Source organism: Arthrobacter sp. TJ-58, assembly GCF_058269295.1.
This window is the reverse complement of record NZ_JBZCNM010000002.1, coordinates 59465-85550: the sequence shown is the minus strand read 5'-3', so window position 1 is coordinate 85550 and position 26086 is coordinate 59465. Positions and strand designations below refer to the sequence as shown.

At 65.2% G+C, this 26086-nt stretch carries 22 protein-coding genes; 11 read left to right on the top strand and 11 right to left on the bottom strand.

Annotation, left to right across the window (positions count from 1 at the left end; translation table 11 throughout):
- Positions 1-224 precede the first annotated feature (224 nt).
- From AC4D2W_RS06550 to AC4D2W_RS06520, 7 genes are all read left to right on the top strand, one after another.
- Entirely contained in the window at positions 225-2144 is a 1920-nt protein-coding gene (locus tag AC4D2W_RS06550; RefSeq protein ID WP_490926118.1) for a hypothetical protein, read from the top strand.
- Complete coding sequence (locus AC4D2W_RS06545) at positions 2145-2789, top strand: hypothetical protein (protein WP_490926117.1); 645 nt, start codon at positions 2145-2147, stop codon at positions 2787-2789. It abuts the gene before it with no gap.
- A 9-nt stretch (positions 2790-2798) separates the two neighbouring features.
- Positions 2799-4172 (top strand): sensor histidine kinase, encoded by a 1374-nt coding sequence (locus AC4D2W_RS06540; protein WP_490926116.1) that lies wholly within the window; start codon positions 2799-2801, stop codon positions 4170-4172.
- 76 nt (positions 4173-4248) lie between these two features.
- A complete protein-coding gene (locus tag AC4D2W_RS06535; protein WP_490926115.1) occupies positions 4249-4983 on the top strand; it encodes a response regulator in 735 nt (244 codons plus the stop codon).
- Positions 4984-5094: 111 nt separating this feature from the next.
- On the top strand, positions 5095-5976 hold the full coding sequence (locus tag AC4D2W_RS06530; RefSeq protein ID WP_490926114.1) for an ABC transporter ATP-binding protein: 882 nt from the start codon (positions 5095-5097) through the stop codon (positions 5974-5976).
- On the top strand, positions 5973-7166 hold the full coding sequence (locus tag AC4D2W_RS06525) for an ABC transporter permease (RefSeq protein WP_490926113.1): 1194 nt from the start codon (positions 5973-5975) through the stop codon (positions 7164-7166). The genes AC4D2W_RS06530 and AC4D2W_RS06525 overlap by 4 nt, the downstream gene beginning before the upstream one ends.
- 108 nt (positions 7167-7274) lie before the next feature.
- Positions 7275-7607, top strand: coding sequence for a DUF6507 family protein (locus AC4D2W_RS06520; protein WP_490926112.1), 333 nt, complete (start codon positions 7275-7277; stop codon positions 7605-7607).
- On the opposite strand, the gene malQ is transcribed toward AC4D2W_RS06520, so the two are convergent.
- Together malQ and AC4D2W_RS06510 are read right to left on the bottom strand one after the other, a co-directional pair.
- Positions 7604-9763 (bottom strand): 4-alpha-glucanotransferase, encoded by a 2160-nt coding sequence (gene malQ / locus AC4D2W_RS06515; protein WP_490926111.1) that lies wholly within the window; start codon positions 9761-9763, stop codon positions 7604-7606. The two genes, AC4D2W_RS06520 and malQ, sit on opposite strands and share 4 nt — an antisense overlap.
- 40 nt (positions 9764-9803) lie before the next feature.
- Entirely contained in the window at positions 9804-10133 is a 330-nt protein-coding gene (locus AC4D2W_RS06510) for a DUF6221 family protein (RefSeq protein WP_490926110.1), read from the bottom strand.
- 123 nt (positions 10134-10256) lie between these two features.
- Here AC4D2W_RS06510 and AC4D2W_RS06505 point away from each other — a divergent pair, with 123 nt between their 5' ends.
- Positions 10257-10508: a hypothetical protein gene (locus AC4D2W_RS06505; protein WP_490926109.1), complete on the top strand. Its 252-nt coding sequence runs from the start codon at positions 10257-10259 to the stop codon at positions 10506-10508.
- Here AC4D2W_RS06505 and AC4D2W_RS06500 read toward each other — a convergent pair.
- From AC4D2W_RS06500 to AC4D2W_RS06490, 3 genes are all read right to left on the bottom strand, one after another.
- Positions 10505-11263: an SDR family NAD(P)-dependent oxidoreductase gene (locus AC4D2W_RS06500; RefSeq protein WP_490926108.1), complete on the bottom strand. Its 759-nt coding sequence runs from the start codon at positions 11261-11263 to the stop codon at positions 10505-10507. The two genes, AC4D2W_RS06505 and AC4D2W_RS06500, sit on opposite strands and share 4 nt — an antisense overlap.
- Before the next feature lie 147 nt (positions 11264-11410).
- Positions 11411-11665, bottom strand: coding sequence for a hypothetical protein (locus tag AC4D2W_RS06495; protein ID WP_490926107.1), 255 nt, complete (start codon positions 11663-11665; stop codon positions 11411-11413).
- Between the two features lie 275 nt (positions 11666-11940).
- Positions 11941-15417: a proline dehydrogenase family protein gene (locus tag AC4D2W_RS06490; protein ID WP_490926106.1), complete on the bottom strand. Its 3477-nt coding sequence runs from the start codon at positions 15415-15417 to the stop codon at positions 11941-11943.
- Between the two features lie 133 nt (positions 15418-15550).
- Here AC4D2W_RS06490 and AC4D2W_RS06485 point away from each other — a divergent pair, with 133 nt between their 5' ends.
- The gene (locus AC4D2W_RS06485; RefSeq protein ID WP_490926804.1) at positions 15551-16450 is read left to right on the top strand and encodes a LysR family transcriptional regulator; all 900 of its coding nucleotides are present in this window, start codon (positions 15551-15553) and stop codon (positions 16448-16450) included.
- A gap of 71 nt (positions 16451-16521) precedes the next feature.
- On the opposite strand, the gene AC4D2W_RS06480 is transcribed toward AC4D2W_RS06485, so the two are convergent.
- The 6 genes from AC4D2W_RS06480 to AC4D2W_RS06455 all read right to left on the bottom strand — a co-directional run bounded on the left by AC4D2W_RS06480 (position 16522) and on the right by AC4D2W_RS06455 (position 24340).
- A complete protein-coding gene (locus AC4D2W_RS06480; protein WP_490926105.1) occupies positions 16522-17436 on the bottom strand; it encodes a YsnF/AvaK domain-containing protein in 915 nt (304 codons plus the stop codon).
- Between the two features lie 257 nt (positions 17437-17693).
- Complete coding sequence (locus tag AC4D2W_RS06475) at positions 17694-19409, bottom strand: long-chain-fatty-acid--CoA ligase (RefSeq protein ID WP_490926803.1); 1716 nt, start codon at positions 19407-19409, stop codon at positions 17694-17696.
- Positions 19410-19505: 96 nt separating this feature from the next.
- Positions 19506-20462 (bottom strand): ATP-grasp domain-containing protein, encoded by a 957-nt coding sequence (locus AC4D2W_RS06470; protein WP_490926104.1) that lies wholly within the window; start codon positions 20460-20462, stop codon positions 19506-19508.
- Positions 20463-20535: 73 nt separating this feature from the next.
- Positions 20536-22125, bottom strand: coding sequence for an AbgT family transporter (locus AC4D2W_RS06465; protein ID WP_490926103.1), 1590 nt, complete (start codon positions 22123-22125; stop codon positions 20536-20538).
- A gap of 17 nt (positions 22126-22142) precedes the next feature.
- A complete protein-coding gene (locus tag AC4D2W_RS06460; RefSeq protein ID WP_490926102.1) occupies positions 22143-23513 on the bottom strand; it encodes a M20 family metallopeptidase in 1371 nt (456 codons plus the stop codon).
- Between the two features lie 65 nt (positions 23514-23578).
- On the bottom strand, positions 23579-24340 hold the full coding sequence (locus tag AC4D2W_RS06455; protein WP_490926101.1) for an SDR family NAD(P)-dependent oxidoreductase: 762 nt from the start codon (positions 24338-24340) through the stop codon (positions 23579-23581).
- Between the two features lie 139 nt (positions 24341-24479).
- On the opposite strand from AC4D2W_RS06455, the gene AC4D2W_RS06450 reads away from it, so the two are divergent.
- Positions 24480-25169: a phosphoribosyltransferase gene (locus tag AC4D2W_RS06450; RefSeq protein ID WP_490926100.1), complete on the top strand. Its 690-nt coding sequence runs from the start codon at positions 24480-24482 to the stop codon at positions 25167-25169.
- A gap of 31 nt (positions 25170-25200) precedes the next feature.
- Positions 25201-26079 (top strand): SGNH/GDSL hydrolase family protein, encoded by an 879-nt coding sequence (locus AC4D2W_RS06445; protein ID WP_490926099.1) that lies wholly within the window; start codon positions 25201-25203, stop codon positions 26077-26079.
- The last annotated feature ends 7 nt before the right edge of the window (positions 26080-26086 follow it).

Sequence of the window (26086 nt, the reverse complement as noted above, 5' to 3'; positions counted from 1 at the left end):
TGCCTTTTCGGCATCTGAGCTACTAGGCAGTAAATCATCCCTTGCCCGCCAGCACAGCCGCAGCAGCTCTCATGAGCGGCGCCGGCGGGCAACCTGATGCCGAACTGGCCGGCGGAAGTTTTCCACAACCACCCAAATACGCTGCCAAAGAAGGAAGATTTCGCCCTAGGGTGTGCCCCTGAGGAGTGGATTGATGAACGGCAGCAAGGTGAAGGTGTAGATCGATGGCCCCCCTCGAAGGCATCCCTGTTATTGATGTTCCCTGGACGGACCTGACGGACGCCGTGGAAGATATGCAGGCCCGCGCCTCGTCGACAGTCGGCATGTTCGATGCTGCGTCCTCAGCTTGGGATGGACTGCAGCAGGTTTACAGCGAACCTTCCACCCAGGGGAGGATTTACGCCGCGCTGAAGGAACTGCGGGATCCCCTGGTGAATTGGGCAGTGGCGCTTTCCGCAGCCTGCACCGTGCTGCAGGACTTCGCCGAGTCGGGAAAGCCTCTGCAGCGGGACGCACAAGAGTTGGCGGCAGAACGCTCCGGGCTCCTGAGAACCGTTGCCGCGGAGAACTGGCCTTCCGAGGACCGGTACGCATCGGACCGGGTCATATCCCTCTTCAACGAGCGGGCCCGGATCCTGCGGGACCAGTGGACCGTCCTGGTGGCGGAAACCGCGGCAGATCTGGCGCGCATTTCAGGCGGAACCGGAGAGGGTCTCCCCGGAACCGCTGCAGTGGACAGTCCCGCACTTTCCCCCGTGAACCGGATGCATCCGACCGGCTCCCTGGAGAACTTCGGAACCATGGACCCCGAATCAGTGGTGAACTCCATCATGGATCTCAGCGCAGATGAACTCCGGAAGTGGGCGGCGGCCCACCCGGATGCTGCACTGATGCTCGCGGAAAATAAGATGCCCCACCATGGCCGGGACCCCGAACGCACCTTCGGCAACATCAGCAGCGGCGGTTACCGGCGCCCGCGGGGCACTCTGGCTGCTGTCCTGGCTCCGGAAGGAATTGCATTGATTCGGAAAACCTGGCTGAACCTCACGGCCCGCGAACAAAAACGGCTGCTTCTCCTGTATCCGGGCGAGTTCGGAAACATGAACGGCATCCCGATGGCCCAGCGCGCCCTGGCCAACATCGTCACGGTTGCCGGCCAGCGGGAGCTCGTGACCCGGCAAATGGCCGCCATGGGAGGAGAACCCTGGCCGGAAAGATTCGCACAGAATCCCGGCGAACAGGCACTCTACGCAACGCTGCATGCTGTGTGGGCCGAACTGGACAGCAAGAAAACGGGGTTGGACAACGCCGTTGAGAATGAACGCCAGGTGGTCATGGTGAGCCTGGAAGGGGACGGCCGAATCGTCACCATGGAGGGGACACCCTCGGCCGGCACCGAATCCAGCACCGTCCTGGTTCCGGGGACCACCAGCAATCTGTCGAAGGTGGATGAGTATTCCGCCCGGCTGGACAGGGTCGCCGGGGAAAGGAGCGCTGACAGCCTCTCCTTTTATTGGCAGGGAACTGATTTTCCCAACAAAATTCAGGACAACGCTTCCAGCAGATACAACGAAACGGGAGGGCCGCTGCTCGCGGGCTTCGACGCCGCCCTGGACCTGGAGCTGCCGCCCGGAACAAGAAGCACGTACATCGGGTACAGCGCCGGCGCAGCGCTTGTGGGGACAGCTGAACGTGAAGGGCTGAACTCCACCAACATCATTTATCTCGCTCCTTCGGGTGCGGGAAACAACGTGAACAGCGTGGAGGACACCCAAAACATGGAGGCGAACCGGTACTGGATCCAGGCCCGGGACGATCCCATCTTGGCTGCACAGTTCCTTGGCGGCATCTCGCAGGGTGGAGATCCTGAACAGATGGGCGTCACCCGGCTTGAATCCGGATTCATCAACCATGACCGGGGCGGTCCGCTGGTCTCGGGCCATGACCAGTATTTTTCGCCCGACTCGACGTCCGTCCACAACATGAAAGCGGTGGTGCAAGGCAAAAACGTCTACCTGTACGTTCCCGATGAAACCTGCATAGACGAGGGAGGCGTGTGGTCGTACAGTCCGCTGCAGACCTCGCCGCAGGAATATGCGGGCCACAAAATGCCGTCGGTGCCCGTGGAAAGTACGGAGCGATAAATGCAGAAGAAAACTCCCGTGCTGCTGCACTGCGCAGCGGCGGCACTGTTGGTTCCCGGAATCGGAGGCTGCTCCTTGATCTCAAACACCGGAATGGGGCCCGCCGCTGAACCCCGCCCCAGCGCTGATGCCCGCCCCGCCGCTGAGCTGCTGCCGGAGATGGAAGTGATCCTGCCCGAACTCCTGGCCCTAGGCGGCGGCGATTCCCCGCTTGCCGTCCGGGAGTTTCGGGAAGTGTCCTGCCTTGACCCCATTGAGGATGACAACTGGAACACCGAAACCCGCCCCCTGGCGTGGATGACGGGCAGCTCTCCGGATCATGGGACTGCCCGGGCAACCATGGACGCGTGGAAAAGCCATCTCGAAGCAAAGCAGTGGATCCACGACAACGAGTGGAGCAATCCCCCGGATACCAACGGCGACGTCCAGGTCATGCTCTACCACCACGGCGACTTGGAGCTCACCGCCCGCTACGACCACGCCGAACTCGACGGGAGCCGAGTCCTGGAAGTACTGATCACCGGCTCCTGCACAGAAAACCCCGAAGACCACCAGATGATCCGCTCAAGACTGGACCCCGGTTATGGCCTGCACAGTTCGTACTACGACTACGCCGCGGAGAAGGCACAACGGGACCGCCCCTAGACTGGCTCCATGATTGAGAGCGCCACCATGGCCGAGGCAGCCCCGGCCCAAAGCACCGGCTGGATTCGGGACCGGCTGCGGAAGAAGAACGACGACGACTGGGAACGTCCCGCGCCCACCCGCGAACAGCTGCGGCGCGACGTACTGGGCACCGCCGTCGTGCTCCTTATCGCTGCCGTCACGCTGGAAATCAGCCGTGGTTTCGGCGCCATGGGCGGGGAGGACAGGCCGCTGTGGCTGCAGCATCTGGTGATGGCGCTTATGGTTGCGCCGCTGGCCGTTCGACGACGCTATCCCGTCACGGTACTGCTTGTGTCCTCCGCGCTTTTCCTTGGCCTGGCCGTGTACATGCCGATTCTCGCCGGCCAGCTCACCTTCCAGGCCGCGTATTTCGCCTCAATCTATACGGGAGTGGCCTGGGCACGGGACCGCCGGCTGCTGCGCCTTGCGCTGGCGGCGGTGATCGCAGCGATGGCGCTGTGGCTGATCCTTTCCTTCACCGTTTCCAACGCCTACGACTCCATCATTGAAATGTTCATGGAAGAAGATGACACGCACCGCGGCCTTTTGCCCCCGATGGTTTCCTACGCCCTCTACAGTTTTCTGATCAATGCCGCATACTTCGGCGGTGCTATCCTCTTTGGCCTGACCTCCTGGCGCAGCGCGCATCAGCGTGAACAGCTCGCGGCCCAGGCCGAGAAACTCCGCCGCCAGTCCGAGGACCTTGCCCACCAGGCAGTGGTGAATGAGCGGCTCCGGATAGCCCGGGAACTGCACGACGTCGTTGCGCACCACATCGCCGTGATCGGAGTCCATGCGGGAGCCGCCCGGCGCGTGATGGAGAAAAAACCCGAAACCGCGGCCGGAGCCCTGCAGACCATAGAAGACTCCAGCCGGGAGGCGGTGGAGGAAATGCGCTCGCTGCTCGGCGTGCTGCGTGCAGGCGACGAGGCGCCTGCCGGAACCCAGCGCAGGCCCGAACCGGGTTTGGCGGAGCTGGACGAACTGGTGGCAGAACATCAGGCAAACGGTTTGCGGGTGTCCTTCACCCGGGTTGAGGATGTCCCGGGTGCACTTGGCGCCGTCCCCGATCCCCTGGCCCTGTCCATCTACCGCACCGTTCAGGAATCCCTCGCCAACACGCGCCGGCACTCCACGGCCGCGTCCGCCGTCGTCGCACTGCGCACCGGGCTCAACGACGGGGTTCGCTGGGTTGAAGTGGAAACAGTGGACGACGGCGCTCCCCGGCCGAGCGGGCGTCCCGGGTCCGGATTCGGGCTGCGGGGAATCCGGGAACGGGCGGCCCTGCACGGGGGAACAGCGGAGATCGGACCCCGTTCCGGAGGCGGCTGGCGGGTGCGCGTGCGCTTCACGCAGCGCTGAGGCTTGGAGCGGGCCGAGAGGTTCCCGATAAGCTCGACGCCGGGGGCGGCAACGGGCTGCCGATATGAAGGATGCAATGAAACCGATTCGCGTGCTGCTCGCCGATGACCAGTCCCTGGTGCGGGCAGGCTTTGCCATGATGCTCTCCGTCGAGGAAGAGATCGAAGTGGTCGGCCAGGTGGTCAACGGCGCCGAAGCTACGGAGTTCGCCGCCGCACATCCCGTGGACGTCATCCTGATGGATGTTCAAATGCCGGTGCTGGACGGGATTGGGGCAACCGCACAGGTAGTGCGGGCCGGCACCGCCAAGGTCATCATCGTCACCACTTTTGAACGCGACGACTATCTCTTTGACGCGATCCGGGCCGGCGCGAGCGGCTTCCTGCTGAAGAATGCCGACCCCGATGACCTCGTTGCGGCCGTGCACGCGGTTGCGTCCGGCCACGCCCTGCTGGCACCGGAAGTCACCATCCGCGTTATCGAGCGCTTCGCTCGCTCCCTCGACGCCGAGTCCGCGGAGGGGGCCGGAGCAGCGCGCGTTCCTGCCCCGGCCCCGGCCCAGCAGAACCTCCTCTGCACCTTGACCGCCCGCGAGCGCGAGGTCCTCAGCCAGATCGCCGCCGGCCGGAGCAACGCCGAGATTGCCCGGGAACTGTTCCTGGCCGAAGCCACGGTGAAGACGCACATTTCCAATCTGCTTGCCAAGATCCAGGTCCGTGACCGGGTGCAGGCCGTGGTGTTCGCCTATGAGAGCGGCCTCATCCTTCCGGGGGAGAACCCCACGGATTCCGGCACCCGCAGCTGCCCTTGATGCAGCACGGGTTCACCCGCACGGCCGATCCGCGGTTCTCCCGCCGCAGCTAGGGTGAAAGGAGAAGATCCGCGTCACATACCCGGCCCTGCCGGGAAAGGAGCAGCCAGTATGCTGCAGGTTTCCAACCTGACCCGAAAGTTCGGGGACAAAACGGCGGTGGACAATGTCACCTTCGATGTCCCGGCCGGGCAGATGACCGGGTTCGTGGGCGGCAACGGCGCCGGCAAGACCACCACCATGCGCATGATCATGGGCGTCCTGACCGCCACTGAAGGACAGGTGCTGCTGGGCGGCTCCCCCGTCACCGCCGCGGACCGCTCCCGCTTCGGGTACATGCCGGAGGAACGCGGCCTCTATCCCAAGCAGCCCATCATCGACCAGTTGATCTATCTGGGCCAGCTGCACCGGATGAGCCAGGGCGATGCCCGCCGCGAGGCCATGGATTTGCTGGAACGCTTCACCCTGGCGGACCGGGCCAAGGACAAGCTGGAGTCCCTCTCCCTGGGCAACCAGCAGCGCGTGCAGATTGCCGCATCGCTGCTGCACCGCCCCAGCGTCCTGATCCTGGACGAGCCGTTCTCGGGACTCGATCCGGCGGCCGTGGATTCCATGGTGGAACTGCTGCGCGAACGCACCAGCGAGGGCGTGCCGGTGTTGTTCTCCAGCCATCAGCTGGATTTGGTGGACCGCCTCTGCGACAACCTGGTGGTACTCAAGGCCGGACAGGTCATGGCGGCAGGATCCAGCGACCAGCTCCGCGCCAACGCTCCCCGCAGGCACCGCCTCACTGTTTCTCCGGACGCCGGCTGGCTCCGGGATGAGCCGGGGCTGCGGGTTATCGACGTCGCCGGTCCCACAGCGCTGCTGGAGTTCGACGGCGGTGCCGCCGCCCAGCACGTCCTCGCCGCGGCCCTGGCCCGCGGCACCGTGGAAGAATTCACTCCGCTGCGGCCCACCCTCAGCGACATCTACCGGGAGGTTTCAGCATGAGCACCACGCCCGCCTGGGCTATTGTCACCCTTCGCGAAGTCATGGTGAAGGCTCGGGACCGCGGTTACCTCATCTCCACGGTGGTCACCCTCGTCCTGATCGTCGGCGCCGTGGTGTTCAACGCCTACATGAGCAGCCGCACCACCGACTACACCGTGGCGGTGACCTCCATGCAGAGCACCGCCCTCGAAAATCCCGCCGAAGAAATCGTGAATGCTGCCAATGAAGCAGGCCAGGCCGACGGCGGCAACACACGTTTCGAGGCCATCTCCGCGGACACGGCCGAGCAGGCCCAGGAACTGGTCCGTTCCGGGGAGGCCGACGCCGCACTCCTGGCGGCCTTCGACGGTTGGACGCTGACCGGCAACGAAGAACTTTCAACCGAACTGCAGCAGGGCATCGCCGACGCCCTGCGCGACTATGCCTTGGAATTCAACGCCGCCGGAGCCGGCACCACCCCCGAGGCACTGCTGGAAGGCAGCGAGTTCCAGACTGCTCTGCTAAACGGAAACGCAGAAAACGCCCTGCTGGCCACCATCGTCGGCTTCGTGTTCAGCTTCCTGTTCTACATGGCGTCCATCATTTTCGGCATGGCGATTGCCAACTCCGTCCTGGAAGAGAAACAGAACCGGGTGGTGGAGATTCTGGCCACCGCCATTCCGATCCGGCAACTGCTCTACGGCAAGGTAGCCGGCAACACCCTGCTCGCCATGATCCAGCTGGCCCTCTACGGAGGGGCTGCACTGCTGGCCCTGAATCTCACGGACACCGCCGATCTGGTGGGAAGCATCATTCCCGCCTCCGGCTGGTTCCTGGTGTTCTTCCTCGCCGGCTTCCTGATTCTCGCCTCTGCCTGGGCCATGCTCGGGTCCATGGCCAGCCGCAGCGAGGATCTGACCAACAGTTCCACGCCGGTGATGACGGTGATCATCGCCGCCCTGTTTGCCGGCATGTTCGCGAAGGGACAGCTTTTGGTCATCGCGTCCTATGTGCCGGTGATTTCTTCAGTGGCCATGCCCATCCGGATGCTGGGCTCGGAAGTCCCGCTGTGGGAGACTCTCCTGTCCCTGGCGGTTGCCCTGGCCGCCGCGTACGCCCTACTGCGCTTCGGTGAGAAGATCTACCGGCGGGCCGTCATGCAAAGCGGCGGTGCCCTCACCCTGCGCAAGGCCATGAAGCTGGAGTCCTAACCGAAGGAAGTTGTCCACAAGCGCGGCGGACACGGCCCCGCAACCCGCGTTCTCTGCCTAGGGTGGCGGTCCCTGCCCAAGGCGGGCAGGGACCGAGGAGTGAAAAGGATGAATTACACCGTAGATGTGCCTGCCGTGCAGGCAGTGCTCATGAGAGTCGCAGCGGAAGCCGCAGCACTGAACGAGGCGGCCAACGCCGCGGAAACGGCAGGCGGCACCGCTGCGGCCCTTTTGGGGACCGCAGCGGAGGTGTCGGAAGCCTTCACCGGGTTCTGGAAACACCGCGAAGATGTGGGGCAGCAGGTTTCCCGCCTGGTGTTCCGCAGGGCCGACAGCGTGGCGGACGCCGCCCGGGCCTTTGCTGCCGCCGACGGCGAGATGACGGACACCGCAGGGCGTGCGCTCGCCGCAACCGGCACCGGTTATACGGCCCGCGCCTAAATTGCGTCCTTCATCAGGTCCGTCAGAGAGTTGAACCGCTCATTGGACGGCAGGTCATCCAGCAGGATGGCCGAGCCGTCCGGTCCGCAGAGCGGAATGCGCCAGTTCGGATATTCATCCCCGGTGCCGGGCTGGTTCTGGGTGCGGCGCTCTCCCACAGCGTCAGCCAGAGCCACTCCAATGAGCACGGACGGAGTCTGCAGAATGTAGGCATGGAGCGCCTCGACCGTCTGCTGCACCTGTTCCGGAGCGCGGCCGTCTGCGTCCTCGGGCAGCAGTTCGCGGCTGCGCACCAGGGCCAGAACGGCTTCCTGGGCGGCGGCGTCTGCCTCCCGTTCCTCCTCCACCGGGCGGTTCAGCAGGCCGAGTGACTCGCGCAGGTCAACATGCTCCCCGGCCAGATAACCCGCGGTGGGCGGCAGGTCATGGGTGTTGACGCTGGTCAGTGCTCCCTGCCGGTAATCCTCCGGGGGCCGGGGTCCGTCATCGGTGTGTTCGAACCACAGGATGGAGGTGCCCAGTACGCCGCGCTCGGCAAGGTACTCCTGGACCCAGGGCTCAAACAGGCCCAGGTCCTCACCGATGACGACGGCGCCGGCACGCTGGGCTTCCAGGACCAGGATTCCGATCAGGGCTTCGTGGTCGAAGTGCACGTAGGCCCCCTCGCCCGGAGTTGAGCCTTCCGGGATCCACCACAGCCGGAACAGCCCCAGGATGTGGTCCACTCGGACACCGCCGGCATGGCGGAGGACCGTGCGCAGCATGTCCCGGTACGGGAGGTACCCGGCATCGGCCAGGCCCTGCGGATGCCACGGCGGCTGGCTCCAGTCCTGGCCCTGCTGGTTGAACATGTCCGGCGGCGCTCCCACTGAGACTCCGGGGGCAAGCACCGCGCGCAGCATCCAGGCGTCCGCGCCGGCCGGGTGCACACCCACCGCGAGGTCGTGAACGACGCCGATTTCCATCCCGGCGCTCCGGGCCGCGGCCTGTGCGCTCTCCAGCTGCTGGTCGCAGATCCACTGCAGCCACTGGTAGAACTGTCCGCGTTCTGCAAGCTCCTGCCGGTGCTCCCGGACCCAGCTGCTGTCCGGGCCGTCAATCTGCTGCCACCGGGGGTCTGAGGCCGGCACCTGCTCGGAAATGGAGCACCACAGGGCGAAGTCCTGCAACCCCTTGCCTTCCACCGCGCAGAACCGCTCAAACTGCTGCTGGCGGGAGATGCTCCGGGGTACGGAAAAAATCAGTTCCAGGGCTGCGAGCTTGGCGGCGTAGGTGGCGTCCCGGTCCAGCTGCTCGGCGGATGAGTTGGCCGCCGCCAGGGACTGCGCTGCAGCTTCCACGCCGGCCCGGTCCGCAGGGGAGAGATAGCCGTACTCGGGAATGTCCTCCACCCGGATGTAGAGCGGGTTGAAGAACCGTCGTGTGGTGGGCAGATACGGCGAGGGCTCCACCGGAGGCACCGGTTCGGCGGCATGCAGCGGATTGATCAGGAGGAATCCTGCATCATGTTCGGCGCCGGAGAGGGCAGCCAGATCTGCCAGATCGCCCAGGTCTCCGATGCCCCAGGACCGGGAGGAGCGGATCGAATAAAGCTGCGCCATCAGGCCCCATTTGCGGCGGCGGGCGAGCGCCGCCGTCGTCGTCAGCCGCTCCGGCGTGATGACCAGGACGGTCTCTGCCCGCCGGCTCCCCGCCTGAACCTCGAGGCGGTGCCAGCCCAGCGGCAGGTCCGCGGGAAGGACAACCAGGGTTCGGCCCGTCAAGGTTCCGTCAATGTCCAGTTCTTCCCCGGGCGCAGCCGGCCATTCGAGGTTTCGGCGACTGCCGTCTTCCAGGACGATCCAGACCTCTGCCCGGACCCTTGCCGGAAGGTGGACGGGAACCTGCCGGCTCCGGCCTTCCCGGACAACGACGGCGCCGGGCAGGATCCGGCGCCACGGCTTCAGCTGCGCATCCGCAACGGCCTGAGCCAGCTCTTCCTCGGTTTCGGTAGCCTCACCCAAGGCAGCCAGCACCCTCCGGAGAGTCTGGTCGGAGACCTCACGCCGGGTTCCATCCCAGCCGTTGAACGTTGTGGCCACGTGATGATGTTCGGCAAGACGGTGCAGGAGTGCGGTGCTTCCCTCGGATACGCCAGTGGAATTCGGTTCAGTCATGTTCTAAGGGTACTAAGCCGACCAATGGTACTAAGCCGCCTTAGCTTCGTTTGCCGGTGAGGCGCCAGCTGTCCTGATAATCAGGGTGGTCCTGGTATGCAGCCGCCATGGACGCCAGCGCCAATGTTGTCCACTCCAACTCATCCGCGAACTGTTTGCCTTGCCCCTCGGGATCAAGCAGCATGCGGGCCAGGGCATTGCGCCGGGCCCCGCCGATGATCTCGATCAGCATCAGCTTCGCCTCGCACTCGCGCAGCAGCCGTTCCTCGTACCACCGGTCGGACGGGGTAACACCCCTTGTAGTCAGGAGCTTTCGGGACTCCCCGGCGTCGTCCTGAAAGCGCGTCAGAAGGAAATCCACGATATCCATGTCCCCGATCGTACAGACGCGTAACTGGGCGCGTCAGGGCTGCAGGCGAAAACGCCCATGCCGGTGAGGGAATATTTTCCGCAGCTGCTTGGTTGACATAACTAGTCTAGAGAAAGAGGCCCCGTGCCACCAGTCAGCACGCCGCGATATTCCCCGGCCACCCGTTCCAAGCGGGTCCGCAACATTCGCTCCATCCGCCGCGGTGACCACGTTGAAGTGCGCAGCGGCAGCCATATCTATTACCGCGGTGAGGTCCGGGACACCGCTCCCGGGCTGGGCACCATCTGGATCCGCGAAGAAGATGAAGGAACCCGCACCGCAGTCAGCGTTGAGGACTTCAGTATCTGGAAGATTCCGGGCGGCGCAGGCCGCTAGCGGTCCATCAAGGCCCCGGCGCTGATGTTCAAGGTGGCGGCAGTCATGCTGGTGGCCCGGTCCGAGGCCGCAAACGCTGCCGCGTTTCCCACCTCCTTCAGGGTTGCCGCCCGGCGCAGCAGCGTGGCGTCTTTAATGCTGTTGGCGATGTCCTCCCGTCCGATCATTTCAGGCGGGAGGGATTCGGGAATTCCGCCGCTGCGCAGCGTCACGACTCTGATGCCGTACGGCCCCAATTCCACCGCAAGTTGTCGCCGCATGGCTTCCATGGCTTCGAAGGCCGTGAGGAGCCCGCCCAGATAGAGCCCCGGCTCCGGGTTGCCGGAACCGCCAAAAGCAAGGATCACCCCAGACTTCTGCTGCATCATGTGACGCGCCGCCGCCCGCGCGGTCAGGAACATGGTCTGCACAGCGGTGGCCACCGGCCGCAGATAATCCTCCACGTACATGTCCACCATCGGTGAGCCCTGCACATCGCCGTGCTGGATGACGTTCACGGAGATGTCCAGGCTCCCGGCCGATGATGCGACGTCGTCAGCGTGTTCATCCACGGCCCGGCCGTTGGTGGCATCCAGCACAGCTGTTTCCGCCAGGCCGCCGTTGGAGGCAATGTCCTCGGCGACCGCCTGCAGCGGTTCCGGGTGCCGCCCGGCCAAAAACACGCGGGCGCCCTCCCCGGCAAAGGCACGGGCGACTGCTCCGCCAATGGCTCCGCCGCCGCCGTAGATCACGGCATTCTTGTTGTTGAGCAGCATGGTGCCTCCCGGGCTTGCCGATGTGGGGTTCCGGCGGGTGTCCGGAGCTGAGGCTGTCCATCATGGCACTGCGCACCTTGGCGTGCACAGGGGCCCGGGTTATTGCCCGGGCCCCTGTGCCGTAGTGGAATGATGATTTATCCGCTGCTACCAGCGGACCTTTTTCTCCCTCCGGCCCTGTTTGCCGAAGCTGTGCGTGGGCTTATGGTCTTTGCCCATGCTCTGCCATCCGGGAAGGGCCGTCCCGGCTGCACCGGCACCGGTTTTGCCGGCGCTTTCCGTGCCAAGTTTGGCCGCCGCGGCGGGAGCAAGGTTGCCCGTCGCCGCCGGCACAGTGGGGTGGGCCATTCCCGGCACAACTGCCGGCAATGATACGGATCTGTTCTTTTGGGATGATGCCATGGTTAATCTCCGGACTCTTCAGGTACCGGCCGGGAACTGCGCTGATCATGGCTGGCCTACCCGGGCGATACGGGGATGGTGTCAGCGATAGAAGTGGTGACGCGGCGCCGCGGAGCGCCGGTGCAGCAAAAGTGCAGCAGCAATCCGGCAGATCGGCGCGGGGTGCACCTACTCGTAAATCAGTTCCATGGGCACAACTTAACAACAAAAGACGGCGCCGGGATAGACCCGGCGCCGTCTTTGTTCCCGGAATTTCCGTACCCGGGGAGTGGAGGTTAGATCAGGGCGTCCGACAAGTGGTTCGGCGTTCCGAAGCGGTGAGCCGTGATGCTGACGGCCTGCTCATGCAGGAACGGCAGGAGCTCCACGCGTCCGGCTTCGGTCACCGGGTTCGCGTAGACGGCCACGTCCGGCCGCCCGCCAAGGGCTGTCGCCAGCGCCGAGGCATCCGAGCCGATCAGCCGGATCCGTGTTCCGGAAACCGCCGGGTCAAACGTTGCAGCGGAGGCCAGCCAGTCGGCGTCGTTCTCCTCGGTCACCGGGATTCCCTGTTCCGTCAGGACAGCGCGCAGTGCCAGCGGGAGTTCGACGCCGGTGGAGACGCGGAGCGCGGATCCGGCCAAAAGCCCGGCAGCGGCAACCCGGACCAGCGCATCGATTGGCTGGTTTTCGGACAGCCGGATGGTGACCGGCAGCGGCCGGTACCGGAAGACGTTGCGTTCGGCGCTCAGCTCGGAGACGTCCTTGGCCGTACCAAACTCGTCGGCCCAGGCCGCGGCGTCGCTGCTCAGCGCCCGCTGCAGGAATCCGGCGTCGGCGGCAAAGCTGCCGGAAACTGCGGTGGCCAGCAGCTTTGCGGCGCCCTGATGGCGGACCGGAGCTCCGGTCGAGGTGGCCGCTGCGGGCTCCCACTCTCCCAGGCCCATGAGGTAGTTGGGGCCGCCGGCTTTGGTTCCGGTTCCCACTGCGGACTTCTTCCAGCCGCCGAAGGGCTGGCGCTGGACAATGGCGCCGGTGATGCCGCGGTTGACGTACAGGTTGCCCGCGGAGATGTTCTCCAGCCAGAGATCCATTTCCGCCGGATCCAGTGAATGCAGTCCGGAGGTCAGTCCGTATTCAATCTGGTTCTGCAGTGCGATGGCTTCTTCGAGGGTGTCAGCAGTCATCACGCCGAGGATGGGACCGAAGTACTCGGTGAGGTGGTACTCGGAACCGGGACGGACACCGGTGCGCACGCCCGGGCTCCAGAGACGGCCGGAGTCGTCGAGCTGCTTCGGTTCAATGAGCCAGGACTCGCCTTCGCCCAGCACCGTCAGTCCGCGCAGCAGTTTGCCTTCAGCCGGTTCAATGACCGGACCCATCTGCGTCACGGCATCCACCGGGTAGCCGACCTTCAGGGACTGGACGGCGTCCACGAGCTGGTTGCGGAAGCGCGGGGACTTGGCCACCGAGCCCACGAGGATGACCAGGGAGGCTGCCGAGCACTTCTGGCCGGCATGGCCAAAGGCGGAGGCAACGACGTCACGGGCCGCCAGGTCAAAGTCGGCGCTGGGCGTGACGATGATGGCGTTCTTGCCGGACGTTTCCGCCAACAGCGGCAGGTCGGTGCGGAAGGAACGGAACAGTTCTGCCGTCTCATAACCGCCGGTGAGGATGACCCGGTCGACGGACGGATCCGAGATGAGCTGACGGCCGAGTTCGCGCTCGCCCAGCTGCACCATCTGCAGGACGTCGCGGGGAACGCCGGCTTCCCAGAGCGCTTCCACCATGACGGCTCCGCTGCGCGCGGACTGGCGGGCGGGCTTGATGATCACGGAGGAACCGGCGGCCAAGGCAGCCAGGGTGGAACCGGCCGGAATGGCTACCGGGAAGTTCCACGGCGGGGTGACCACGGTGAGCCGGGCCGGGACGAAGCGGGCGCCGTCGATGTTTTCCAGGTCCTTGGCGCGCTCTGCATAGTAGTGCGCAAAGTCGATGGCTTCGGAAACCTCGGGATCGGACTGGTCCAGGGTCTTGCCGGTTTCGGCAGCCATGACCTCCATCAGGTCCGCGCGGTGATCTTCGAGGACGGATCCCGCACGGTGCAGGATTTCGGCGCGGTCGGCACCGCTGAGGGCGGCCCAGCCCTTGCTGGCCGAGACCGCTGTTTCGATGACGGCGGAGAGCGCTTCTTCGTCGGCGACCCGGGCATCAGCCACGGCTGCCTTGCCCAGGGGGGATTCCTCGACGCGGGTCAGGATGGAGCGGCCCCAGGCCTGGTTCGCCTGCAGCGACGGATCGGTGTCCGGAGTGTTGGTGAAGCCCTGGTTCACGGCATCGGCGCCGCTGGATACGGCGGGGCGGGGCTGGCTGCGGTCCTGGGTGCGGTTCGGGGCGGGAACCAGGTCATCCAGGTTTTCCAGCGAGCTGAGGAAGCGCAGCTTCTCCCGCTCGAAGAGGGCTTCGTTTTCGCTGAGCTCAAAAACGGCGGACATGAAGTTCTCTGAGCTGGCGCCCTCTTCGAGGCGGCGGATCAGGTAGGCGATGGCGACGTCGAACTCCGCCGGGTGGACCACCGGCGTGTAGAGCAGGAGCGATCCGACGTCGCGCTTGACCACCTCGGCCTGGCCCGTGGCCATACCGAGCAGCATCTCGAATTCGATGCCGCCGGTCACGCCGCGCTGCTGGGCGAGCAGCCAGGCGAAGGCGACGTCGAAGAGGTTGTGCCCTGCCACGCCGATGCGCACGTTGGCGACCCGCTCCGGGTGCAGGGCGTAGTTGATGACCCGCTTGTAGTTGGTGTCCGTCTCCGCCTTGGTGCCGCAGGTGGCCAGCGGCCAGCCGTGCAGGGATGACTCCACCTGTTCCATGGGCAGGTTGGCGCCCTTGACGACGCGGACCTTGATGGGCGCTCCGCCGTCCGCCCGGCGGGCGGCAGCGAATTCCTGCAGCCGCATCATGGCCGAGAGGGCATCGGGGAGGTAGGCCTGGAGCACAATGCCGGCTTCCAGGTCCTTGAATTCGGGCATGGACAGGAGCTTGGTGAAGACCGCCATGGTCATCTCCAGGTCCTTGTATTCCTCCATGTCCAGGTTGATGAATTTCTTCTGCGCGGAGGACGCGGCCCGGCGGTAGAGCGGGGTGAGCTTTTCCACCACATGCTCAACGGCTTCATCGAACGCCCAGTGCGAGTGGGGCGAGACGGTGGAGGAAACCTTGATGGAGACGTAGTCGACGTCGTCTCGGGCCAGGAGTTCGTGGGTGCCTTCGAGGCGGCGGGCGGCTTCGCGTTCGCCGAGCACCGCTTCGCCCAGGAGGTTCATGTTCAGCCGGATGTCATCCTTGCGGATCCCGGCAATGGCCTTGCCGAGGCGGGCGTCGGTGGCGTCAACGATCAGGTGTCCGACCATGCGGCGCAGCACCTTGCGGGCGACAGGGATGACAACGTGGGGCAGCACCGGCGCCATGACTCCGCCCAGGCGGACGGCGGAGCGCATGTACCAGGGCAGGAAGCCCGGCACGCGGGGTGCGAGGGCGGCGAGGTTCCGGCCGGCCACGCGGAGGTCTTCAGGGCGGATGACGCCGTCGACGAATCCCACGGTGAAGTCCAGTCCGGCGGGATCTTTCAGCACCCCTGCCAGCTGTGCGGCCGAGGCGTCAACGGGAACGCTTTCAGCCTCGGAAAGCCAGCGGCGCACGAGCGTCACGGCGTCGGCAGCGAGGTCCTGGGGGGTGTCCGATCCCGTGGTGGGTTCGGCGACGGTATTGCTCATGCGTGGTGCTCATTTCGACGTGCAGCGGGTGGGTATTCCTCTAAGTATCCGCACTATCTACCATTAGGCAAAGGTACGTTTTCTAACCGGTATAGGTTAGTTTTACTAATCAATCCGCTTGGAGGTGGAACCAGTGCTCGATGTGCGCCGCATGACCCTTCTGCGGGAGGTGAAAGTTCGGGGAACCCTGGCAGCCGTGGCCGAGGCGCAGGGGCTGAGCCCGTCCGCAGTGTCCCAGCAGCTGGGGCTCCTGGAAAAGGCAGTGGGTGTGGAGCTGCTGCGTAAAACGGGGCGGGGAGTGCAGCTGACGCCGCAGGCCGAGATCCTGGCGGCCCACGCCACGGACATCCTCGAATCGCTGGAACGGGCTGAAGCGGAGCTGGCCTCTTCGCTGACCTCGGTCACCGGATCCATCCGCGTGGCCGTGTTCCAGTCGGCGGCCCTGGCCCTGTTGCCGGGAGCACTGCGGACCCTGCGGCGCGAACATCCGGAGCTGCGGGTGGAGATGGTGCAGCGCGAACCCGAGACGGCGCTCTATGAAACCTGGGCGCGGGACTTCGATCTGGTGATTGCCGAGCAATACCCGGGACACTCAGCGGTTCGGCACGCCGAGCTGGACCGGATGCACCTGACATCCGATGCAATCCGGCTTGCCGTTCCCCATGAAGGTCTCCCTCCGGTGCAGTCTTTGGCGGACACCGCAGAGCTGCCATGGGTCATGGAACCAAGGGGTGCCGCCTCCCGGCACTGGGCGGAGCAAGCCTGCCGGCGGGCGGGGTTTGAACCGGATGTACGCTTTGAAACGGCTGATCTGCAGGCCCAGATCCGGCTGATCGAATCAGGGAACGCCGTGGCGCTGATGCCGGACCTCGTGTGGACCGGACGCGAGCCAAGCGTGCAGCTGCTGGATCTGGAGGGCACCCCGCGGCGAAGCATCTTCACTTCCGTGCGGCGGGCCGGAGCAAACCGGCCCGCCGTCCTGGCCTGCCGGGAGGTGCTGGAACGCACGGCACGGCAGGTGGCCGTCCTCTAGCCCAAAGGACATGCTTGTGACAAAGCAGGGCCCCAGCCGAAGCCGGGGCCCTGCCCATGACGAGCTTTTAGTTACTTGTCGGAACCGCGGTGCCCGCCTGATCCGTGGTGTCCGTCGGTTGAATCGGACCTGCGGATGCCGTCATCGGTTTCGATCTTCTCTTTGCGGACTTCCTCGGAGACGCTTTCCGTATCCGTGACTGTTTCCGTGTCCATCCGCACCCGCTCCACAGGAACCGTCTTCTTGTTCACAACGGGTTCCTCGGCGTGAAGCGTCACTTCATGCTCTTCTTCGCTGATCTCCGGTCCGGACATTGCCGAATCGACATTGGCGTCGGTGATCGGTTCCCTCTCGATCCGAACCTCTTCATGGCTGACCGGAACCTGAGTGGTCACCGTTTCCGTGACGACGTACTTGCGCAGCCGGGCCTTGCCGGTAACGCGGGACTGGGTCCCCACATCCAGCTGCTCTTCCGAACGGGTCATGGCGTCATCGGTGGTGGGCCCTGAAGTGTCCCGCCCAACGGTGGCGTCCGACGAGAATCCGGAACGGCTGATGTCGCTCTCATCGCTGAAATCCGAGTCGGCACCTGATCCGACGCCCGAACGCGTGTCCGTCATTGTTCCGGTGCTCATGCTGGTGGTGTCAGCGTCGGTGCTTCCGTCGTCGTACGAGAATCCGTAGTAGCGGTAAAGCGTCACTTCCTCTTCCGGGCTGATGGAGCCATCGGACTCAACCTGCGGAGAGTTTTTGATCTCTTCCTTGGAATACGGAACGAGGACATCCACGCCCTCCACCGTTGCTTCGCTGAGCGGAACAAAGGACTCGCTGCTGCCGAACAGGCCGGTGTTGACCGTGACCCAGGCGGGTTCGTTGGTCTGGTCATCCAGGTAGAACGTTCCGACGGCACCGATCTTGTCTCCGTTGGGTCCCAGGACGTTGCCTGAGCCGGCCATAAGACCTTCAACTTGCTGATTGCTGATCATGCTGTTCTCCTTCAGCTGCGAACTTCACCGTTGTCCGGTGCTTATTCACGTAGGTCCGGAGATTGACCGGCAGGTCGTCGGGCGAACGGTGAAGGGATCAGGACCTGATCGGCCTTCCGACTGCGCTCCAAAATCCGGATGAGCCTCGTGAGGACCCTGTTGGGCGGCTCGTATGGTAAACAGGCCCGGAATCCCAAGCCTGCTTACCATTCCAACCCAACGCGAACACACCGTCAATAGGTAGTGCAGCCGGAGAGCTACTTCGATTCGGTCAGCAGCTCGCGCACTTCGCGGCGAAGCACCTTGCCCAGCAGGGACTTGGGCAGTTCATCGATGGCCACGATGCGGCGGGGAACTTTATACGGAGTCAACCGCTCCCGGCTCCAGGCCCGGAGGGCTGCTTCGTCCAGTTCGGCACCCTCGGTGAGGACCACGGCAGCCACGACCTGCTCGCCGCCGTCGGCCCGGGGCAGTCCCACCACGGCAACGTCGGCAATGGCCTGGTTGCTGCGCAGCACTTCCTCCACCTCGGTGGGCGAGACGTTGAACCCGCCGGTGATGATCAGTTCCTTCCGGCGGTCCACCACCTTCACGAACCCGTCGTCGTCCACGGTGACAATGTCGCCGGTGCGCAGCCAGCCGCCGTCGAGCAGAACCTGCTCGGTGTCCTCCGTGTTGTTCCAATAGCCGGAGAACACCTGCGGGCCGCGGATCAGCAGTTCGCCCGGGGTGCCCTGCGGAACATCATTCTCCGGGTGTTCGGGGTCGGCCACGCGCATTTCGGTGCTCGGGAAGGGAACACCGATGGTCCCGTTGCGCCGGGTGTCAGCAAAGGGGTTGCCCAGGGCGACCGGAGAAGACTCGGTGAGGCCGTAGCCCTCCACCAGCAGACCGCCGGAAACCTCTTCCCAGAGCTTCACGGTCTTCGCCGGCAGCGTCATGGCACCGGAGATTGCAAAGCGGATGGTGGAGAGGTCAACGCCCCGCTTCTTCGATTCCAGCGCCGTCTTTTCGTAGATCGGCGGAACAGCGCAGAACACTGTGGGCTTGGACTTCTTGGCGGCATCCAGCACCAGGTCCACGTCGAACTTGGGGAACAGCACCAGCCGCGACCCGGTCAGGACGGAGAAGGTCAGGTACAGGGTCAGGCCAAAGGCATGGAACATCGGCAGCACGCCGTAAATGACTTCCTTCCCCTCCTGGGCACCGTGCATCCAGGCCTTGCCCTGCAGGGCGTTGGAGCGCAGGTTGTAGTGGGTCAGCATGACCCCCTTGGGGATGCCCGTGGTTCCGGATGTGTACTGCAGCGCGGCCAGGTCCCGCACCGAGGGACGGGGATGGGCGCTGTCGATCGGTCCGGACGAGAGCAGCTTTTCCCAGGACATGGTGTTTTCGGTCTTGGCGGTCAGCCCTGCCCGGGTGCGGCGGAGCGAGGGCAGCGGAAGCCTCAGCGCCATGCGCTTGAGCCGCGGCATCGCCTTGGTGATATCCACGGCAATGACCGTCTTCACGGCAATGTCGTCCGGGAAGTCCTGAATCTTTTCCGCGGCCTTGTCCCAGATAATGGCCACCTGCGCGCCGTGGTTTTCAAACTGGTGGCGCAGTTCGCGCTCCGTGTACAGCGGGTTGTGGCCGACGACGACCGCCCCCAGCCGCAGCACCGCGTAGAACGCGATAAGGTACTGCGGGCAGTTCGGCAGCACGATCGCAACGCGGTGTCCGCGGCGCACACCCAGCCTCCGCAGACCCTCCGCTGCGCGGTTTATCTGGTCTCCCAGCTGAGCGTAGGTGGTTTCGGCACCAAAGAATTCCAGCGCCACCTTGGGGCCAAAGCGGACGACGGCGTCCTCCACCATGGCGGTCAGGGACTCGGTGGGCAATTCAATGGTTGCCGGAACGCCGGGCTGATAGTTCTTAACCCACATCGGTTCCTGGGCGGCAGTCATTGAGGAAGCTCCTTCAGTTTGATTAATTCTGACTATAGCGACGGGCCGCGCCTGTGGATAAATTTCTTGTCCTGTGCCACTGGCCCGCCGCCCGGCCGTCGCCCGCCTCAGAGCTCGTTGAACTCAGAGCTGCTTGAGGTAGCGGGCCAGGGCGCGGGGAGCTGAACGCGGAGCTGCTGCTTCGACTGCCGCGTTGTAATTGGTGTTGGTGTTCACGTCATATGTGAGGATGCGCCCGTCAGCCGTTTCCATGAACTCAATCCCGCAGACCTCCAGCCCGGTGCGCCGGGCGAACTCCAGGTATTTGCCGATGATCGGGTGGTCGAAGTCCTCCCGCAGGCTGAACAGCTGCGTATCTTCGTCCGGGGCGATGGTTGCACCCGGAGGCATGATCGGCTTGCCGGTGGAAGGATCAATGGCGCAGGCATCCGCCGGGCAGAGCTGGAATCCGCCGCGGGCAGTGTCCGCTTTGATCGCGTAAATAAACTCTCCGCCCACAATCTCCACCCGGGTGATAAAGGGCTCGGCGGAGACAATGAACTCCTGGATCAGGGTGATGCCGTCGGCGGGTTCCTCAAAATCGGGACCGGCCACGTACTCGGCGAGCTCGCCGTGGGACTCGAACTTCCGCACGCCCAGTCCCTTGCCGCCCTGGTTGTGCTTGGTGATGAACGGGGTCGGGAATTCTTTGGCCGCGGCCAGGATCGCGTCGCGGCCAATCGCGGCAACGGTGCGCGGCGTATCGATGCCGGCGGCGCGCAGGGCAGTGAGCTGGTCCACCTTGCTCATTTCCAGTTCCAGGATCCGCCGCCCGTTGACGGTCCGCCGGCCGTGGGCTTCAAGCCAGGACAGCACCGCCCGGGCGTAGTCCTTGGACAGTCCGTGCTCCCGGGTGTGGGACGAGGCGCTGATGCGGGACCAGAAAATGCCTTCCGGCGGCACCGAGTCCAGGTCCAGGACGCCGTCGGTCAGCAGCCACTCCTCCACTTCCACGCCTTCGGCTTCAAAAGCCCGGGCAAAAGGCGGAAACCATTCGGGGTTCTCATGCAGGGCGTAGATTTTGGGGCTGGTGGAGCTCATCGCGTTCCTCTGTTCCTCTTGGACGGCCGGACACTGTTCCTTGGCGGTATCAGCACTTGATGTGATGCAGCGCCTAACCGTCGATGTATATTCCGTTGCCGGGACCCATGGGCAGGCCGAGAACGTAGAACACGGTCAGGACGGCCACCCACGCCAGCCAGAAAAGCACCGTGAAGGGGAGCATCCGCGCAATAACCGTGCCGAGCCCGGCCTGCGGCTCATATTTGCGGAGCATCGTCAGCAGCACAATCATGTACGGGTTCAGCGGGGTCAGGATCTGGGTCGCCGAGTCACCCACCCGGAAGGCACCCTGGATGAATGCCGGTTCAAAGCCCAGGAGTGCAAACATCGGCACAAACACCGAGGCCATCAGGGTCCACATGGCCGAGCCGGAAATGATGAACAGGTTCAGCACCGAGGCCAGCAGGATGAAGCCGATAATTGCCGGGTATCCGGTCAGCCCAATGGATTCCAGGCCGGAGGCGCCGGCGACGGCCAGCCAGTTGCCGATGCCGGACCAGTTGAACAGGGCAATGAACTGCCCCAGGATGAACGCCAGCACCAGAAATCCGCTCATGTCCTTGAGCGAGGCTCCCATCACCCGGGGAACGTCCTTGCCGCCGGCGATGGTGCCGGTGAGCTTGCCGTACACCAGGCCGGGCACGGTGAACATGATGAAGACAATGAAGACGATGGAGCTCAGCAGCGGCGACTTGGGCAGGTAACCGCCGTCCTCATTGCGCCAGGGCGAATCCGGCAGCAGTGCGCCCACCAGGATGACGGCGGCGACGGCCGCGCCTGCAACCACAGCCCACAGCACGCCCCGGCGCTCCGCCGGAGTCAGGACGGAGGACAGCGCTTCCGGAACCGCATGGGTGTCCTCGCCGTCCTCTCCGGCCGTTTCCTCGGTGGGGACGCCCTGCCGGCGGAGGCGGGGTTCCAGGATCCTGTCAATGATGAATCCGGCCAACACGATCAGCACGAGCGAGGACGCGATATTGAAGAAGTAGTTGGACAGCGGGTTCACCGGGGAGCCCGGGTTGGGCAGTGACTGGGTGACCGCCGTCGTAATGCCGGAAAAGAGGGCGTCCAGGCTGGTGATCAGCAGGGAGGTGGAGTATCCGGCACCGGCGGCTGCGAAACCGCCCAGCAGCCCGGCCACCGGATGGCGTCCCGCGGCCTTGAAAACCAGGGCGGCCAGCGGAGGAATCACCACAAATGCGGCGTCGGACATGATGGATCCGGTGACGCCTACAAAGCCGACGGCGTAGGGCAGTGCCCAGCGCGGCGCGGAACCGAAGGCCTTGCGGATCAGGGCCGAAAGCAGCCCGGATTTCTCCGCAACGCCCACGGCCAGCAGGATCGGCAGCACCGTGGCCAGCGGCGGGAAACCGAGATAGTTTGCGCCCAGGGTGGTGGTGAACCAGCTCAGCCCCTCGGCGGTGAAGAAACCTTTGATCACGGTTTCCTCTGTTGCTCCGGGCACGGTGACCGCAACGTTGGCCCAGGCCATGGCGGTGGAAACCACCGCCACAACAAGGAAGAGGATCAAAAAGAGCATAAACGGGTCCGGCAGTTTGTTGCCAACACGTTCCACGCCGCCCAGGAGGCGGTCGGAAAGGCTGCGGCGGAAACTGACGGGGGCAGCTGGAGTTGTGGTCATGCCGGTCTCATTTCCTGTCAGTCAAAGTAACGGGCAACATCAACGGGACCGCCGGCAGCAGCGAACTCCCGGGCCGCCGCAGCGCGCAGCTCCGGGTCGCAAAGGTAGTCCAGGGCGGTCAGGGCCAGGCCTGCGGCACCGTCCAGCGCACCGGATTCCGCGGCGGCTGATCCGGCGGCGTCCGCGAAGGCCCGGGTGTGCAGCGCCACGTCCGCCGGTGCAATGCCGATCAGCGGATGAATTCCCGGGATTCGGTAGCTGACATTGCCGAAGTCCGTGGAGGCGGCAATGGTTTCCGATACGACGCCGGCCGGCAGCGGACTGCGCCCGCGCCGCTGCTGGGCGCGAACCCACCGTCCGGTCAGCGCCGCGTTGGTGCGCACCGGCAGCGACGGCGGATGCTCATCCCAGTCGATGGACACGCCGGTGCCGGTCATCAGGGCGGCACCGCGGGCAACATCCTCCAGCCGGGCGCTCAGGTCCTTCAAGGTGTCCGGGTACTTGGAGCGTGCGTAGAGCTTCAGCACAGCCTTTTCCGGAATCACGCTGGGGCGCTGGCCGCCCTCGGTGATGATGGCATGGACGCGGTCCACCGGCGGCAGCTGCTGGCGCAGCAGGCCGATGGCGGTGTACGCCAGCGATGCGGCATCCAGAGCGTTCCTGCCCATGAACGGCTGCGCGGAAGCATGGGCGGCGACGCCGGAAAAGGTGACGGTCAGCAGCCGGCGTCCCAGCCAAACCTGCTCAGCCAGGTCCATTGCGTAGGGATGGACCATGATGGCGGCATCCACGCCGTCAAAGGCCCCGTTGCGGGCCAGGACTTCCTTGCCGGAGTGTCCCTCCTCCGCGGGCGTGCCCAGGAACACGACCCGGCCGGGGAACGCATCCGGGTTCTCGGCGACCGTCTGGGCCAGGGCAATAAACGCTCCGACTCCCGTAGCCGCAATGACGTTGTGCCCGCAGGCATGGCCCACCTCGGGGAGGGCGTCGTATTCACTGAGGATGGCGATGGACGGAACATTGTCAGCCGCGCCTGCCGCGCCGCTGACTTCTGCAGACCTGTCTTCCGCTCCGATTTCCGCCCGAATGGCCGTGGGCAATCCGTGTGCTCCCAGCTCCGCCTTAATGCCGTGGCGGCGCAGCAGGTCCACGAGGAACGCCGCGCTCCGGTGCTCCTCGTAAGCTGTTTCCGGGTCCCCGTGCAGGGTGTGGACAACGTCGTTGAGATCGGCGGCAAGCGCATCCACCCGCGCTTCCACCTGACCGGCAAGCTCTGCAGGTGCCCCGGCGAAATCGGAGACCGGACTCTGTGCGGTTTCCATCCGGCGCCCGGTTTCGGCGTCGAGCTGGTTGAGGTAAGCAGAGCTGGGGGATGTGATGCGCGTCATGGGGCACCACCCTAAGCGGCCGGCACCGGGGGTGCCAGTTTGATGACGCGGTGTTCCGCAGCGGCTTACCGGCCGCGGCCGGCAATGCGGGCCACGAGGGGCTGCGGCGCCCGGGCACCGATCCAGGCCAAAACCTTGTACCGCTTGCTGGGAATGGAAACGCCCTTGCCGGCGAAAGCATCCGCCAGTCCTTCACGGACCACGCGCTCGGCGTCGAGCCACATCCAGCCGGGGTACACCGTTTTATCCATGTCCATGCGCTGGTGGAACTCTGTGTGGACGAACCCGGGGCACAGGGCCGTCACATGCACGCCCCGGCCGCTGTACTGAATGTTCGCCCAGCGGCTGAAGGTAATGACCCAGGACTTGGCTGCACTGTACGTGCCGCGGGGGATGAATCCGGCCACTGAAGCAACATTGATGATGTGTCCGCCGGGCTGCTCCATCCGGGAGAGCATGGTGTTCAGCGCGGTGTGGCTCAGCTGCAGCGGCGCGGCTACCAGGACGTTGAGGTGGTCCATTTCCGCGGAGAGGTCATTGCGTTCAAAGTTGTTCTTCAGCCCGTAGCCGGCGTTGTTGACCAGCATGGTGATGTCCGGTTTTTCCAGTCTCCGGCTAACCCGCTCCACGCCCTCCGGGTCGGCCAAATCCGCCGCAATGTACTCCGTCTGCACCGCGTATTCACCGGCGAGCAGTCCGGCCGATTCCTTCAGCCGTTCCTCATTGCGGGCCGTCAGGACCAAGTTGTAGCCGCGGTTTGCGAGCTGGCGGGCAAATTCTGCGCCGATGCCGGATGTTGCGCCGGTGATCAAAGCTGTGGGAGTCATGGGTCCACCTTTCCACGCCTACCCTGCTATGGCACTGCGGCCTTTGGCAATGCGGAACACGGATCACGCCCGGGCACCTTGCCACCGGTCCCGGTCACACCTACCGTGACAAGAAACCAGCCCCCGCCAAGGAGGAGCCATGGCACCATCCCGGGGTTACCGGGACAGGCTGGACGCCGGGCAGAAGCTCGGCCTGCAGCTCAGCCCCTATTTTGGCGCGCCGAACCTGTTGGTGGTGGGGCTTCCCCGCGGCGGCGTTCCGGTGGCCGCCGCCGTGGCGGAGGTGCTGCGGGCACCGCTGGACGTGGTGGCCGTTCGGAAAGTGGGCTTTCCCCTGCAGCCGGAACTGGCTGCCGGTGCGCTGGCCTGGCTTGCGGGGACCGTTACCACTGTGCGCAATGACGCCGTCCTGGCGGACTGGCAGCGGTCCCTTGACGCCGCCGGCAATGACGATCCGGGAGCGGCGGAGGCGGCGTTCCGCAACGCCGCATCCATCCAGCAGCTCGAACTGATCCGCCGGGACAAGCTGTACCGCATGGGGCGCGAACCCCTGAACGCAGCCGGCCGGTCGGTGGTGGTGGTGGATGACGGGCTGGCCACCGGCGCCACCATGCGAGCCGCGCTGCTGGGACTCCGCGAGCAGAACCCGGCCTGGCTGGTGGCCGCGGCTCCCGTCAGCTGCGGCCCGGGTGCGGAAACAGCGGCTGGCCTGGCCGACGACGTCGTGATCCCCTGGCAGGGCATCGGCCTCAGCGCCGTGGGACAGGCCTACGAGAACTTTGATCAGACCACTGATGCCGAAATCCGGCAGTTCCTGAATACTCCGTGACTGAGCCCCCTCCCACCGAAGGCAGGAACCCATGAGCACAGCAGCACAACAGCCCAACGCTGCAGCCCGGACATCCGGCACACCCGGCGCACCCGACTGGAGCGGAGCCCGGTACGTTGCTTTGGGCAGTTCCTTCGCTGCTGCTCCCGGCCTGGGTCATCCGGTTCCGGGAAGCCCTCCGGAGGCCGGCCGCACAGACGCCAACTATGCCCACCTGCTGGCCGGACAACTGCAGATGTCCCTGCAAGACGCCACCAGCTCCGGGGCCACCACGGCGGACGTGCTGTGGCGCTCGCAGTACGGGCAGCCGCCCCAGGCGGACTCCCTCAGCGCGGACACCGATCTGGTGACCGTCACCATCGGCGGCAACGACATCGGGTACGCAGCCTCGCTGATGGCGGCCGGTTTGTCCCCGCTGGCGCGGCTCAAGCACCTGCCCACCCTGGAAATGCTCAAGGGCCTCACCCCGGCCGTCCAAAACCGGCGGCTGGCGCTGCTGCCGGCTGCCATGGCGTCCGTCGGGCAGCTCATCCGGCGGCGTTCCCCGCGCGCCGTCGTCCTGTTTGTGGAGTACCTGACCGTGCTGCCTCCGGATCCGCGCATCCGCGTGGCCGGCATGAAGCCCGCCTCCGCCGCCGCGGGCCGGGAACTGGCCGTGCATCTGGCGCTCGCCACCGAAGCCGGAGCCAACGCCACGGGGTGTTCCGTGGTGCGCGTGGCCAAGGCCAGCCTGGACCACTACGCCGGGTCGGAGGATCCCTGGACCGTGGGCGGATTCGTCCCCGTGGAAGGCGGCCCGCTGCCCTTCCATCCCAACCAAGCCGGGCACGAAGCCGTTGCGCAAATGATCAGGGAGCACCTCTCCCGGCTCGCCGCAACGGGTTCCGGAGGGCCGGGGAGGATGGATTAGATTGGGC